This is a genomic window from Roseivirga echinicomitans (genome assembly GCF_001592935.1).
GTDB lineage: Bacteria > Bacteroidota > Bacteroidia > Cytophagales > Cyclobacteriaceae > Roseivirga > Roseivirga echinicomitans.
In genome coordinates, this window is record NZ_LRDB01000002.1 from 120,905 (window position 1) to 136,193 (window position 15,289).

General features: G+C 40.4%; 11 protein-coding genes. 2 read left to right on the forward strand and 9 right to left on the reverse strand.

Annotated elements, in window-relative coordinates; all coding sequences use genetic code 11:
- Positions 1-10: 10 nt before the first annotated feature.
- The 4 genes from AWN68_RS04065 to AWN68_RS04080 form a co-directional block, all read right to left on the reverse strand.
- On the reverse strand, positions 11-1,585 hold the full coding sequence (locus tag AWN68_RS04065) for a SulP family inorganic anion transporter (RefSeq protein WP_068411816.1): 1,575 nt from the start codon (positions 1,583-1,585) through the stop codon (positions 11-13).
- A gap of 110 nt (positions 1,586-1,695) precedes the next feature.
- Positions 1,696-2,046, reverse strand: a complete 351-nt coding sequence (locus AWN68_RS04070; RefSeq protein ID WP_068411819.1) for a hypothetical protein — start codon at positions 2,044-2,046, stop codon at positions 1,696-1,698.
- A 126-nt stretch (positions 2,047-2,172) separates the two neighbouring features.
- On the reverse strand, positions 2,173-3,543 hold the full coding sequence (locus AWN68_RS04075) for a sensor histidine kinase (protein ID WP_068411822.1): 1,371 nt from the start codon (positions 3,541-3,543) through the stop codon (positions 2,173-2,175).
- A gap of 1 nt (position 3,544) precedes the next feature.
- Positions 3,545-4,225 carry a response regulator transcription factor gene (locus tag AWN68_RS04080; RefSeq protein WP_068411825.1) on the reverse strand — a complete coding sequence of 227 codons (681 nt, stop codon included), beginning with the start codon at positions 4,223-4,225 and terminating at the stop codon, positions 3,545-3,547.
- A gap of 343 nt (positions 4,226-4,568) precedes the next feature.
- Between AWN68_RS04080 and AWN68_RS04085 the strand changes: the two genes are divergently transcribed.
- Together AWN68_RS04085 and AWN68_RS04090 are read left to right on the forward strand one after the other, a co-directional pair.
- The gene (locus tag AWN68_RS04085; RefSeq protein WP_068411828.1) at positions 4,569-5,723 is read left to right on the forward strand and encodes a serine hydrolase domain-containing protein; all 1,155 of its coding nucleotides are present in this window, start codon (positions 4,569-4,571) and stop codon (positions 5,721-5,723) included.
- 92 nt (positions 5,724-5,815) lie between these two features.
- Entirely contained in the window at positions 5,816-6,511 is a 696-nt protein-coding gene (locus AWN68_RS04090) for a hypothetical protein (protein WP_157716078.1), read from the forward strand.
- 45 nt (positions 6,512-6,556) lie between these two features.
- Here the strand turns inward: AWN68_RS04090 and AWN68_RS04095 are convergent, their stop codons facing one another.
- The 5 genes from AWN68_RS04095 to AWN68_RS04115 all read right to left on the reverse strand — a co-directional run bounded on the left by AWN68_RS04095 (position 6,557) and on the right by AWN68_RS04115 (position 15,285).
- Positions 6,557-7,567, reverse strand: a complete 1,011-nt coding sequence (locus AWN68_RS04095; protein WP_068411833.1) for an LLM class flavin-dependent oxidoreductase — start codon at positions 7,565-7,567, stop codon at positions 6,557-6,559.
- A 108-nt stretch (positions 7,568-7,675) separates the two neighbouring features.
- Positions 7,676-8,833, reverse strand: a complete 1,158-nt coding sequence (locus tag AWN68_RS04100; protein WP_068411836.1) for an efflux RND transporter periplasmic adaptor subunit — start codon at positions 8,831-8,833, stop codon at positions 7,676-7,678.
- Positions 8,830-13,167 carry a CusA/CzcA family heavy metal efflux RND transporter gene (locus AWN68_RS04105; RefSeq protein ID WP_068411839.1) on the reverse strand — a complete coding sequence of 1,446 codons (4,338 nt, stop codon included), beginning with the start codon at positions 13,165-13,167 and terminating at the stop codon, positions 8,830-8,832. Before AWN68_RS04105 ends, AWN68_RS04100 begins: the two co-directional genes overlap by 4 nt.
- Before the next feature lie 67 nt (positions 13,168-13,234).
- Positions 13,235-14,620: a sensor histidine kinase gene (locus AWN68_RS04110; protein WP_068411842.1), complete on the reverse strand. Its 1,386-nt coding sequence runs from the start codon at positions 14,618-14,620 to the stop codon at positions 13,235-13,237.
- Positions 14,617-15,285: a response regulator transcription factor gene (locus AWN68_RS04115; protein ID WP_068411845.1), complete on the reverse strand. Its 669-nt coding sequence runs from the start codon at positions 15,283-15,285 to the stop codon at positions 14,617-14,619. Before AWN68_RS04115 ends, AWN68_RS04110 begins: the two co-directional genes overlap by 4 nt.
- Positions 15,286-15,289 lie beyond the last annotated feature (4 nt).

A 15,289-nucleotide genomic window follows, 5' to 3' on the forward strand; every position in this document is an offset into this window, starting at 1 on the left:
TCTATGTCTATTAATGGTTTACGGTTACTGTTGATCCTATAGGAATATTAATGAGTTCAATGGTGATGTCCTTTTCATGAGCGAACTCTTGGAAATTATAGATTACTTCGAGGGCATCATGGTCTATTTTTTTCGACCTAGATCCATCCAATATCACAGCGCTACTGTGCGGAAGATGCTCTAGTGTAAGTTGTAAGCTGGCCTTATTTAAGAAGGAAACGTGCTCACTCAATTCTATTCTAATTTTACTGTTGTTGGTGCTCACTTGTTTTTCTTCCTTGTAGTGGTAAGGTACTTTGTAATTCGCTTTTAGGATATAGAAGATACCAACAGCCATACCGATTAGAATACCTATTAAAAGATCAGTAAAGAGAATGGCTACTACTGTGGTAATAAATGGAACGAACTGTTCGCGACCAAGCTTGAATTGTTGCTTATAGAGTGCTGGTTTGGTTAATTTAAACCCAACCACTATTAGAATTGCTGCCAATGAGGCCAACGGAATCATATTCATGATTGCTGGGAATATAGCAACGGCAATCAATAATAGCACACCATGAAATACAGCCGACATTTTAGATTTTGCGCCAGCTTCAATATTAGCGGAACCCCTTACGATTACAGCAGTAATAGGAAGCCCACCAATTAGGCCAGCAACAATATTACCTACTCCTTGCGCTTTTAATTCAGCGTTTTGAGGTGTACGTCTTTTGTGCGGATCAAGCTTGTCCATGGCTTCAACACAAAGCAATGTTTCTAAACTGGCTACAATGGCTAAGGTGAAAGCAGTGATGTATACGTTAATATTTCCCAGCATAGAGAAGTCAGGGAACTGGAATACAGCACCTAACGAATCTAAATCTGAAATCACAGGAATGTTTACCATATGATCTCCAGTGATAGAAAGGTCAGGGTAGAAGGCGTTAAAAAGGTAGTTGATTAGAACACCTACAGCCACTACGATAATTCCACCTGGAACTCCTTTAAGGAACTTGTTCTGTTTTACAAAATTACTTCCCCAGCCGATCAAAATGAATAATGATACTAGCCCTACAATTAAACTTCCGAGGTAGATGTGGTCGAAGGACGAAACAAGAAATGAAAGCGTGTTGCTACCATCTTGCTGCATAAACTCCATTTCACCAAAGGCATCAGCATCAAAGCCAATGAGGTGTGGTACTTGCTTCAGGATAAGAATTAACCCGATTGCGGCCAACATCCCCTTGATTACTGGTGAAGGGAAGTATAAGCCGATAATTCCTGCTTTTAAGTAACCTAAGGCTACTTGAATTATCCCTGCTAATAGAACAGCAAGAAGGAAACCTTGAAATCCACCTAAGTCGTCAATGGCTGACAGAACGATGACTACAAGGCCAGCGGCTGGGCCACTTACACTTAAGTGGGACTTACTTAGTAAACCCACCACAATACCACCTACAATACCAGCAATTAAGCCAGAGAACAAAGGGGCTCCAGAGGCAAGTGCAATACCTAAACAAAGGGGTAAGGCAACTAGGAATACTACCACACTGGATAGCATGTCACTTTTAAGATTCTCTTTCGAAAAAATATCTTTAATACTCATAAAAGAATTGTTAATGTTTTTGGCGTACCCCTTTAGCAGGGGTGACCTAAATTACTATAGCTTATGCCACAGCATTTTTGATAAAGTAAATGTTGATAGAAATTGTTTTGTTAAGTAGCAGTTAACAAATCGGGGGGTGGGGTAGGTATCTTTTCTTTTATGAAATCTCCATCTAAGATAAAGAAGTAGAAATCTCTTTTAATAAAGTCTAATCGAAGCGAATTTCTGTAAATCAATGATTGATTTAAAACAAGGTCATCAATATCCACGCAATCCTCTTTAGTTTCTTCGTCAGGCAAAGTAAGTGGAATTGGAATTGAATCTGAATCCGATTCGTCTTGCTCTTCAGAGTCACTTTGTTCGTCTTGGTTTGCATCAAGCACAATGCTCTGGTTTGGCGCCAAAACAACTCTATTGAACGAATATACTCCGAAGCCCTGTATCGAAACGAGAAAACTCATTAAGACAATCAAACATGTATGGAGGTATTTGCGCATTAAAGCAGACTATTCTTTTAAATATGCTGCAAATATACGGGCTACTTGAAGGGAGGGCTGAATCTCAAGATTAGAATACCATTAGAATTTCTAACGATCGATAGAAACCGCCTGTCTGTAGTTAGGAAGCCTGATTTTTACATTGGTACCCTCACCTTCTTTTGAGTTGATTATAAGGCTTCCGCCATGGATTTTAATCACTTTTTGAGCCAAAGGCAAGCCAATTCCAAAACCATTGAAGGCCCTAGCGTTTGAAGCACGGAAGAAATGCTCAAAGATGTTTTTTAATTCCTGAGGAGGAATTCCAATGCCTTTATCGTCCACTTCTATTTCAACCCAATTTTCATTGGCCGAGACCTTAATTTTTACGGGCTTATTTGTAGAGAATTTGCAGGCGTTCTCTACAATATTGTTCAAAACCATTCGAAGGAGGCTTTGGCTTCCTTGAACAATTAGGCATTCCGCTGTTTCAGGCAATTCAGAAAAATCGAAGCTAATTTGGTTCTCAGGCTTGATCTTATCAATGTCACTTTTCACAATAAGCATTAATTCGTCAATACGGATGCTTTCAATGATAAGTCCTTTGTTGTCGTGATCGGCTTGGGCCAATTCAAGTAAACATTTTACAAGAATCTCCAGCCTATTAGATTCCTTTTCAATGGTATTTAAAGAAGCAATGTATTCGTCAACAGTTCTTTGTTTTCGCAGTGCCACTTCAACTTCCCCTAAAATAGCGGTTAAAGGGTTTTTAAGTTCATGCGATGCATTACTCACAAAGTTGCTCTGAATTTCAAACGAGGTTTCTAGCCTGTCGAGCATATTGTTGAAGGTGGAAGAAAGTTCCGCAAGTTCATCGTTATTTTCTCCTGTGTCTAGCCTTAAGTGAAGGTTAGAGGCCCTTATCTCATTCGCCCTTTTGACAATACCTGAAATGGGAATTAATACTTGTTTAGCTTGAAAGACACCAACAATAAAAATAATAATTGAGCAGGTGATGAAAGCAATGAGTAGAATGTTTTTAAGGCTGTGAAGAAGGTTTATACCGTGTTCATCAATGGCTGAAACAATAACGATAAAGTCATCTTGATGATGTGCGTAGATGATTCCGAAATAAGCGGTGTCATTGATTTTTTGAGTAGCGGCCTCATTATCGGTTATGGATGAGGCAAAAGATAGAATTGGCTCGGGTAAAGAACTGAAATTTGACTTTGGAACTACATAAGCATGTTCGTTAGTCAGGTGCAGTAAATGTTCTGTTTGAATCTCATTGAAAGTTAAAGAGTCAAGTTCTTCTGCTTTTAGAAAGAAATCAGCCTCGATTTTCGCTCGTTTACTTAAGTGTTCATAGAATTCCTTTTCTGAATATACTTTCGCGAAATAATAAATAGACACAAAAGTAGCCAAGAGCAATGTGCAAGTAGTCAGTGTGAAAATAAGGGTGATCTTACTTCTGATTTTCATCTCAAGTTTCTTCTTTTAAAATATAGCCCATCCCAATTACGGTTTGGATCATTTTCACTTCAAATCCCTTGTCAATTTTATTTCTCAGGTAGTTCACATAGACATCCACCACGTTAGTGCCGACATCGAAATGTAAATCCCATACGTTTTTCAGAAGTTCTGCCCTGGAAAGTACCTTTCCTGAGTTTTTCATTATGTACTCAAGGAGCTTGTATTCTGTCGAAGTGAGTTTGATTTCTGTTCCGGCCCGACTTGCCGTTTTTGCATCTTTATCTAGTACTAGTTGGCCTACGGTTAATGATTGGTTGTTCTGAAATTTTTGGGTTCTTCGTGCCAAAGCGTTGATTCTAGCAAGCAGTTCTTGAAACTTAAAGGGTTTAGCCAAATAATCATCTGCTCCAGTATTTAAGCCTTTAACCACATTTTCTGTAGAACTCAAAGCCGTAAGCATCAGTATCGGGGTTTGAATATCCTCGGTTCGGAGTTGCTTGCACAGTTCTAAACCACTGATACCTGGTAGGATAACATCCAAAATGAACATATCGAATTGGCTCGCTATCAATTTTTCTCGTCCAGATTCTGCACTATGAGCAACCTCTACAGCATAACCTTCTTCCTCAAGCCCTTTTTTTATAAAGGCCGCCACATTCTGTTCATCTTCTACTAAGAGTATTTTTTTCATGGTTTTATAAAGAGGTCATCATGAATTTTGCAATTCAGCTTACGACAAAAATAGAGATTCAGATGGATTAACAAACCTGTCAATCGTTTTCAAGCACAGAAATGGCTATATAATCACAACTAAGGCTTCCATCTTATTTTTTCGTCTCAATCTGTTATCTAAATGTTAAATAAATATTACCTTCATGTCGATTTTAAGACAAAGAAAACGAAGGCATGTAGGATTACATGTTTTTGATTAGGTAGAAGGGAGGTGTGATGGCCTCCTTTCATTTTTTCCTCCAATAAAAGTCCGTTTGTAAATCTTGCCCTTTCTGTTTAACTCGGGTTAAACCCTTCCAAAAATGAACAGATTTGCTATTACTTTGTGCATAACTCTTGCGCTATTCGCTACAATCCCTACATACGCTCAGAATTACTTTCCGACCAGAGGGAAATGGGAAACCCGAACGCCTCAGTCTTTGGGTTTGAATGCAGCTCAAATTGATGTAGCGGTTAAATATGCCCAAGACAATGAGTATTCAGGCTCTAAAGACTCCAGAATTGCTTCATACGAAGGTTTTAGTACCGAGCCTTACCACGAATTAGTCGGTCCAACCCGAGAACGTGGTGGGCCTGCAGGTGTAATTATAAAGAATGGTTATATCGTTGCCCAATGGGGAGATGTGAAACGAGTGGACATGACACACAGTGTAACTAAAAGTTACCTTTCCACAGTCGCTGGCTTGGCTTTGGATAAGGGACTGATCGGTAATGTTCATGACAAAGTGAGCGAATATGTTTGGGACAACACCTTTGATGGTGCCCATAACCAAAAAATAGAATGGCATTCTTTACTGAATCAATCTTCTGCTTGGTCGGGAACGCTGTTTGGGATGCAAGATTGGGCTGACAGACCACCAAGAAGGGGAGGGATTGATGATTGGCGTTTCGAAAAACCTGTGCCATCTGGTACGGTAATGGAATACAATGATGTACGGGTGAATGTATTGGCTTATGCACTGCTTCAGGTGTGGAGAAAACCACTTCCGCAGGTTTTAAAAGAAAACATTATGGATCCCATTGGGGCCTCAACCACATGGCGATGGTTTGGTTATGAAAACTCTTGGGTCAATGTTGATGGTGTTAATATGCAATCTGTTACGGGTGGAGGTCATTCAGGTGGAGGTGTTTTTATCAGTGCGCTAGACCATGCCCGATTTGGTTTGCTTTTTTTAAACGAAGGCAATTGGAATGGTAATCAACTCATTTCTAAAGACTGGGTCAATGAAGTGCAAAAATCTTCTGAGGCGAATGCCAGTTATGGCTATTTGTGGTGGCTCAATAGAGGCCCAAGAAAGTGGAAAGAAGTAAATGATGAGTCCATTTATTTTGCGGCAGGTTTTGGAGGTAACTTCATCGTTATCGACAAGAAGAATGATTTGGTGGTGGTGACACGCTGGCTAGAGCCTAATAAAATTGGCCCAATGATGAGCTTGGTTTTGGAGGCAACAAAATGAGACTGCCCGTTATTACCGACTAGAATATCCGAGCTAGAGGGTATTCTTTGACTATGCAAAACCCCGGTTCTTCGTCTTATAAATATTATAAAATGAAGAACAGGATGAAATACTTACTGGCGGCTTTAGCCATTTTTACAATGGTTGGTTGTCAACCTAAAAGCCCTTACGATACCAGTACTCCAGAAAAAATGCTTCTCTCTTTAGGACTAGTTTCTGCTCAACCAGTAGATCACAACCCTGTTCCGTATTTTTATGTGAAGAAAGATGGGATTGCCATAACCAATTTTGATGAGGCTGGATTTAAAGCGCTAGATGCTTTCGAATCATTTAAAACGGCCATGATTGGTAGTTTTCAAACGAAAATTAAGCGTAGCTCAAAGGATAAGATAGAGTTTTATAAAGATGAGGAATTGTTTTCTACTGTATCACTCTCGCTTTCAGCTTCACTTATTCGACCACAGTTACAAAATCGCTCGCCAGAAGATTATGAGGTGATTTCGGTTTCTGAACCTAGTGAGCATGGAGTGGTTACTGTTAAGTGTAGGATGATGGACAGAGAAACTGACCTTGAAGTGAAGAAAGAGGATGGTAATTATTTGATGTTCTTGAAGGACAAAGATTACGTTCAAATTCAGAAAATGACCAAGTTCTTCGAAAAAGCCGAAGCACTTTTCTCTAGGGCAGCTTCCGAAATCAATAACAAAGAAGTGACGGAAGAAAACTTTGAAGAGATTTCTACTAGTTGGGACACTGAATACATGGATTTATTCAAGGAATTGAATTGATTGGGAAGAACTCAACCTCACCTAATTAACATTGAAAGGCCGGAGTTATTTCCGGTCTTTCATTATTTCTGAGAAGATCTGGTAAGACTTTATTCTGTCTTCGTGATGGAAGATGTGGGAAGCCACCATCACTTCATCAATTCCTGTGGCTTCAATAAAGTCATTCGTCTTTTGTTGCACAGTGGCCTTGCTGCCCACAAAAGCATATTTCAGCATGCGCTGAAATGCCTCGTACCCTGATAGTGCTTTCAGTTCCGCATTCATTTCTTCTGGCGGCTGCATGTAGTCGATATTATTCGTCAACACTCCGTACATCATCTTGATGAGGGAAGTAGATAAGCGTTCTGCCTCATGGTCAGTATTGGCCGCAATTACATTGATACAAGCTATGGTATATGGTTCCTTCAAAAATGCGGAAGGCTGAAAATTGTTATGATAAATATGAAAAGCTTCAAAGAGCTGAGCAGGTGCAAAATGACTTGCAAAAGCATAAGGCAAACCCATTTTTGCTGCCAAATGAGCACTATCGGTGCTGGAGCCTAAAATGTAAATAGGCACTTCCACGCCTTCTGCCACAGAAGCCCTCACCTGAGCGGTTTTATTTTCTCTGGAGAAGTACTTTTGAATTTGCGCAACCTCATCGGGGAAGGCAACTACCGACCTCGCTCTATCCGACCTGATGGCATGAGCTGTAGCTTGATCGGTGCCCGGTGCTCTGCCCAAACCGAGATCAATTCTACCTGGGTAAAGCGAGCCTAAAGTGCCAAATTGTTCAGCGACAATCAGGGGCGAATGGTTAGGCAGCATGATTCCTCCAGAACCAACTCTTAGTGTTTTTGTGCCTCCAGCAATATGGCCAATCAGCACGGAAGTAGCTGAACTTGCAATGCTGACCATATTATGGTGTTCCGCCAACCAAAATCTAGTGTAGCCCATTTCTTCCGCTTTCTGCGCAAGATCAAGACTTTTTGAAAAGGTATCTGCGGGTGTAGATCCCACGCCCATAGAGGCCAATTCTAGGATCGAATATTTTATATGTTCAGAATGCTTAGGCATGGACTGTCTTTTTAATTTCTCTAACCGTGTAGGTAATGAGAAATGGGGGAGAATAATTCCCTATTGTTAGAGTTTTAATCGGTGCATTCTTTCAAAAAACGATCCTTTTTATTCCATAATCAAATTGAACGCTCCAGAGATTAAGAATTCAGTATTGGCTTTAAAGTCCTGAGGATTTAAAATGGAGGTAAAGCCATCTTCAGTAATGCCCACTTTCACCGCTCTTTTCTCGAACACTGATGCTCCGTTTTCCATACCTGTTTTTACTAAAACGTAATAATTATTTTCAATCTCTATCACTGCAGCTTCAGGTAAAGCCATTTGAGCTTGAGTGGAAGTGAGTATTTCAGCTTCAACATACATGCCCGGTATAAAGAGCAATTCGTCTTCTTCATTGTCCAGATGGCAATGCACTAAAACAGATCTGTTTTCCTCGTCAATGGCTTTGTTGATGAGGTTAATCGTAGCTGTAAACGTTTTGTTAGGGTCATTCTGACGCTTGAATATTACTTTCTGATCCACCTTAATCTTATGCAGGTCATTTTCAAAAACCCTCAATTCCATATGCATGTGTTCGGTGTTGGTAATGGTTATTGCAATGTCGGAAGGGTTTAGGAACATGCCTTTAGAAGCATCTACAGAAGTGATAAATCCACTAATGGGTGATTTTACCGAGATCACTGAAGTCATGCTCTCTGCCGTTAAGCTGTTGGAATCAATGTTCATCAAGGCCAATTTCTTTTTAAGGGCTTCGTATTGGGTTAAAGCACTGTTGTATTCCGTTTCTGCCTGAAGAAATTTCTTCTGAGAGCTGATATTTTCTTCCGAAAGGTTCTTTTGCCTTTCGTAGTCAGACTTTAAAAAAGTGAGATGGTTTTTAACCTCCAGAAAGTCCTGCTGCATTTGAATGTAGGCTGGGTTTTCTAGTGTGAACAAGGTTTGTCCTTTCGTGGCCACTTCACCTGGTAACAGCTCACTCTCTTTTACGTAGCCACCAAAATAGGCACTTACAGAAGCTTTGTGACCCGGAGGTACATCAAACATGCCTGTGGTATGCACCTTTTCCGAAAACTCAAAAGTGTCCATTTTCCCGAGCTTCATAGCCGAAGCTTGAAATTGAGAGTTACTCACGCTTATGATGTTCTCGTTGTCATCAATGACCACGGTTTCGTTGGTAGCATTTGAACCACAAGAGAATATGCCGAACACGAGGGCAAGACTGCCTAAAAATAAGCTGATACTGAATGTATGTTTAGAACTGTTCATTTCAGAATTGTTAAATATTTGATATCCAATAAGATCATGTTGTATTTGTAGAGATTTTCTAAGTAGGTAATCTCAATACCTTTGGCATTATCGAGCAATTGTATGTACTGTAAGAAATCGATTTCACCACTTTTAAAAGCCTTTGTGCCATTGTTGATTAACTCTTGAGACAAGAGATTTCCAGCACTTTCATAGTAGTTTATAGCTTCTTCATATTGCTGTAAATCAGCGCGCTGAGCTTCAAAATTGGCCTTTAACTGTGTTTTGTAATTCTCTGACTCGTATTCAGAAATGAGCGATTGGATTTTGGCTGCATTCACCTTTGCCTTATCGGCTCCATAAAAGAGAGGGATGCCTATACCTGCTTGAAAACCCATATAGGCTTTTGCATTTACACCATTGTTGGTTCCTCTGAAGATGTTGAGGTGTAAATCGGGTAAAAGCTGCTGTTGAGCCAGCTTTAACGACTGTTGCGATAGCAATTCAGCCTTTTCAAAATATTGAATACCCAGGTGGTTTTCGGTATCTAAAGGACTGTATTCAAGCATTTGCATATGTTGTCGCTCTACTTCAATATCGGTATCGGATTGAAGCCACTGGTGAAGTAAAGCATAAGATTTTTGGACGCTTTCTTTGCTCTGCTTTAGGGCTAAATCAAGCTCTCTTTGTTTGGCCTCTGCGGTTAGTTTCTCCAAATAATTGGTTTCCCCTTCTTCAAATTTACGTGAGGCTGCTCTGGAAAAATCTTTATACAGGCTGTCTAAATAGGCGTAATTCTGTACTACGCTTTTCCAATACACAACAGTGTAATAGGCTTTCGAAACTTCTTTCGTGATTCTATTTTGGTCCAGTAAATTTTGTTGTTCCGAAAGGGAGGTAATACCCTGAAGTACTTTTTTCTGATTACCATAGACTGTAGGAAAAGCAAATGACTGACTGAGACCAAAGACATCCAGCGCTTGGTTGTTTTCCGCAATGTTGTTTTCGTCAAAGTGGTAGTATACCTGCGTCTTTTCAATGTTGAATGAACTACCGACCAAAGATTTATTCTGATCTATTCTAGCAGAAGAAGCTTTCAATTCATTGTTGTTTTTCAACGCAATGTCAATGGCTTCATTAAGGCTAATGGGTTTGGTTTGTGCCTTTCCGTTGCTGTTTAAGGCAAGCATCAATAGAATGACAATCATAAGCGGTTGTGCTTTCATTGGCTTTTTGGTTTCTTTTTTATCGAAAATAGAATACAAAACAGGCAGTACAATTAGCGTCAGAATGGTGGCGGAAATTAGTCCCCCAACGACTACCGTGGCTAAAGGTCTCTGCACTTCGGCACCAGCGGAGGTAGAGATGGCCATGGGTAGAAACCCTAATGCTGCGGCCATGGCGGTTAGCAATACAGGTCTCAGTCTTTGTTTTGTGCCTAGAATAACCCTAGCATTAATGTCGTCATGACCGTGTTTTTTCAGTTCTTTAAAATGCTCAATCAGCACAATTCCATTGAGCACCGCAATTCCAAAAAGAGCGATAAAGCCTACACCAGCTGAAATACTGAAAGGCATATCACGAATATAAAGCAAGAGTACGCCACCCACAGCTGAGAGCGGGATAGCACTGTAAATCATCAGGGCTTCCTTTACTGAGTTGAAAGCGAAATAGAGTAAGAAGAAAATGAGCACTAAGGCGACAGGTACCGCAAGCATTAATCTGGCCCTGGCTGACCTTAGGTTTTCAAACTGCCCACCGTATTCAATACTATAGCCAACAGGTATTTTAACTTCGGCTTTAATGATTTTTTGAACATCATTTACCACTGACTCCAAATCTCGCCCACGAACATTTACGCCTACCACCACTCTTCTTTTGGTGTCATCACGCGATATTTTAGCAGGTCCTTTGGTGTAGCTGATTTCGGCAAACTCACTAAGTGGTACTTTATTTCCGTTGGGCAAGAGTACTGATGCTCTTTCTATGTCCTCAATGTCTTTCCGGTGTTCCGCATCATAACGAACTACCAAATCGAATTGCTTTTCGCCTTCAAAAACACTTCCGGCTGCCTTTCCAGCAAAGCCTATCGTAATGATGTTATTCAGTTCTTCTACGTTCAGGCCATAGCGTGCAATTTTTTGACGATTGAACTTTACAGACATTTGAGGTAGACCCGCTACTTTTTCTACAATAATATCGGCTGCCCCGTCTACGTTGGCAATCGCCTTTTCTATTTCTAAGGCTTTTTGGTAGAGCACGTCCAAATCTTCTCCAAAAACTTTGATGGCCAAATCAGCCCTTACGCCAGTGATAAGCTCGTTAAAGCGCATCTCGATCGGCTGGGTAAACTCAAAATCAACTCCAGGTATTTTGGCGGAAAGGGCTTCTTTAAACTTGTCTGCCAATTCATCTTTGGTTTCGGCCGAAGTCCATTCTTTGATCGGGTTGAGTTTAATAATCACATCACTCTCTTCCATCGACATAGGATCAGTAGGTACTTCTGCCGCTCCAATTCTGGTCACCACTTGATCTACTTCTGGAAACTCCTTCAGAATTTGTTCAATCAGGGTAGTAGCTTCGATGGTCTTACTTAATGAAGTGCCCGTTTTAAGTACTGGCTGGATTACAAAATCACCTTCATCTAAAGTAGGCACGAATTCACCACCCATTTTTGAGAACAAAACACCAACTGCAATAAGCAATGCTGCTGCGGCAGCTAGAATAATGCCTTTGCTTTTTAAAGCCCATGTAATAGAGGGAGTGTATATGCTCTCCAGAAATCCAATCAGTCGATTAGAGATATTCTTTTTAGTTGGGTCAGATGGCTTTAAGAACATAGAAGCCACCACCGGAACATAAGTGAAGCAGAGGATCATTGCACCAATCAAAGCAAAGCAAAACACCATTGCCATTGGCTTAAACATTTTGCCTTCAACACCAGAAAGCGAAAGAATTGGAATGAAAACTATAATGATGATCAGCTGTCCAAAAACTGCGGAACGCATCATTTTTGTGGAGCCACTAAAAGTGATTTTATCAATCAGGCTTTGTTTTTCATCTTTCGGAAGACTCATGATCTGAGTTCTTTCGGCTGTAATTTTAAAGGCAATGTATTCAACAATAATCACCGCCCCATCTATGATAATCCCGAAGTCGATGGCGCCTAAGCTCATCAGGTTGGCATCAACTCCGAAAATGTACATTAAGGATAAGGCAAAGAGTAAACAGAGTGGAATCACTGAGGCTACCACCAAACCAGATCTCAAGTTTCCTAGTAGCAGCACCACAACAAAAACCACAATCAAACAACCCAAGATTAGGTTCTCTGCAATGGTGAAAGTGGTTTTTCCAATCAGTTCACTTCGTTCTAAAAAGCCATTGATTATAACCCCAGGAGGAAGGCTATTTTGAATTTCCGCAACTCTATTCTTTACGGCATCAATTACTGCCTTCGAATTGGCATCTTTGAGCATCATTACTTGGCCTAAAACTTTTTCTCCTTCTCCATTGCCCGTGATGGCGCCAAAACGATTGGCATGTCCAAAACCAACTTTGGCTACATCACGAATGAAAATTGGCGTGTTGTTTTTGTTGGTAATTACGATGTTCTCGATATCATCAAGTGAACTGACCAAGCCTTCTCCGCGAATGAAAAAGGCTTCATTGCCCTTTTCAATATAGCTACCACCCGCCACGCTGTTGTTCTTTTCTAAAGCGTCAAATACTTCTGAAAGCGATAGGTTTAGGGCGCTTAATTGCTCTGGATTAATGGCTACTTCGTATTCTTTGAGAAAGCCTCCCCATGTATTTACTTCCACCACCCCAGGTATTCCAGACAATTGACGCTTGACAATCCAGTCCTGAATGGTTCTTAAATCGGTAATCGAATATTGTCCTTGATACTCAGGCTTTACATCTATGATATACTGGTATATTTCTCCCAAACCTGTTGAAACAGGCCCCATAAATGGTTTTCCAAATTCGGCTGGGATTCTTTCTTCGGCACTTTTAATTTTTTCTGCAATGAGCTGTCGAGGCAAGTAGGTGCCCATTTTATCCTCGAACACTACGGTAACTACAGAAAGTCCGAATTTAGATACCGATCGAATTTCCATCACACCGGGCAGATTGGCCATTTCCAACTCAACAGGGTAGGTCAGGAATTTTTCTACATCTTGGGTAGCCAAGTTGCGAGAGGTAGTAATTACTTGGACTTGATTGTTGGTGATATCAGGTACCGCCCCAATGGGGATATTGGTGAGCGAAAAAACACCAAAACCCACCATTACGGCTGTAAAAAGCATCACAATGAGTTTGTTTTTAATGCTGTATTGAATAATCTGTTCTAACATTACTATTGGTCTAAAATTGACTTCTCAAATCTATAATGTACTGCCTTAAGTTTCTCATAAGTAATGCTTAAGGTTTCCTTAAAAATGCAATGGTAAAAGTGGTGCCTTTATTGAATTGACTTTCCACTGTAAGCTGAGCACCCATGGCGTCTACTGCTTTTTTGGCAATGGAAAGCCCCAAGCCAGCGCCTGTAATTTGCTTGTGTGCTAGGGCATCGGACCTAAAAAATGGACTGAAAAGTGAGCTAAGATCATCCTCCTTAATTCCTATGCCATTGTCGCTTATTTTACAAAGCGTGTAATCACCCTCTACAGAAATCTCTACATTAATGGTTTTACCTTCATGGGAGTATTTGATGGCATTAGTAATAATGTTTTCAAGCACCAAGCTGGCATAATATTGAGGTACATGGGTTTCTGTCTTGGCCTTTACTTCAAAATCAATTTTTAAGTTTTTCTTCGCTATTGCTTGTCCATTTCTAGAGAGCACTTCATCTACCAAGGCCACTAAAGAAATTGGGTGATTACTCTCTATTTCACTTTTAGAATCGAACCTAGCGAGTAGTAAAAGTTGCTCAACAATATTTCCCATTCGGTCTATTTCACTTAAACCATATTGTACTTTCTCTTCATACTCTGGTTGTGTGCGGGGTTTCCTGATCAGCACTTCCAATGTGCCCCTGAGGGTTGAAAGTGGGGTGCGGAGTTCATGCGAAGCATCAGATGTAAACTGCCTTTCGCGCTGAATGGCGTTTTCTATGCGCTGCAAAAGTTCGTTAATAGCAGAGGAGAGTTCGAATATTTCGTCCTTGTTATGCGGTAGCGGTACCCGTTCGTTCAGGTTGTTTTTTGTAATGGTGTTCGTAGTATCAATAATGGCTTGAAGAGGAGTGATGCTTCGACCCGCCAAAGAACTTGAAATTAGATACAGACCAAAAAGCACAATGGGAAAGGAAATCAACAAGGTGTTTTGAAGGTTTTTGATCACCATAGTGGAACTTTCCATGGAAATTGCGGTGAGAATATAACCTTGTTTTCTGCCGTTTTTTTCAATTGGAATTTGCGCTTGTCGAATGGCCCTGTCTTCAAGCAATGTACTGAAGTGGTCGTTACTTTTTACTGCATCAAGAAAGGTAAGTTGCTGCTCTTTAAGGTTAGGCGACTTATCCATTAACTGCCCCTGATTATTGATCAGCTGAATAAATACTGGATTGACTTGAACCTCACGATGCTCTCTTTCAGCCCATTCGGCTTTGTTCATGAAATGAATGCTATCATTTTCAATGATGATTTCTTTGGAGTGTTTTTGTGCCTGATAAGAAAGCTCTTTATCTAGGTTGCTGAAAACCGTTTTCTTTACACTCAGAAAGACAATAAGAAATGCCAATGCCGTGATGATGGCTGTGGCTACGGTGTAGTAGAGAGCAATCCTGTTTTTGAAATTCAATTTCATAATTCCTTGGCGATATAGCCTATTCCCCTTACTGTTTGAATGTAATTTTCAGCTTCACTTAATTTCAGTTTGTTGCGAAGTGCATTAATGTACACATCGATTACACCAGTGTTGTATTCAAAATGGATGTCCCAAACCGATTCAATAATTCTTGTTCTGCGGCAAACCTTGTTCTTGTTTCGAATCAAATACTCTAGTAATGCGAATTCCTTTTTAGTCAGAAATATCTCTTCATCTCCTTTATAAACTTGGTGTGCATTCACATCTAAAACAATATTGCCAATACTCAATTTTTCGGGTACGCTAGGTGTGGAGCGCAACTGAACCCTGATTCGCTCTAAAAGTTCTTCAAAATGGAAAGGCTTTTTGATGTAGTCGTTGGCGCCAGATTGTAAGCCGAAAATGGTTTCTTGTACAGTGTCTTTGGCGGTTAGGAAAATGATAGGAGTTGAGCTGTTTTCTTTTCTGAATTGCCGGCAAATTTCTATACCACTGAGTCCTGGAAGCATCCAATCGAGTAAAAGTAAATCATAATCATTACTCAAAGCCAAAATAAGTCCCTGATTGCCATCTTCTGCTGTGTCTACCACAAATGATTCTTCTTCCAAACCCTGCTTTACAAAGTTGGAAATCCCGATCTCATCCTCAACAATCAGAATTCTCATGCCC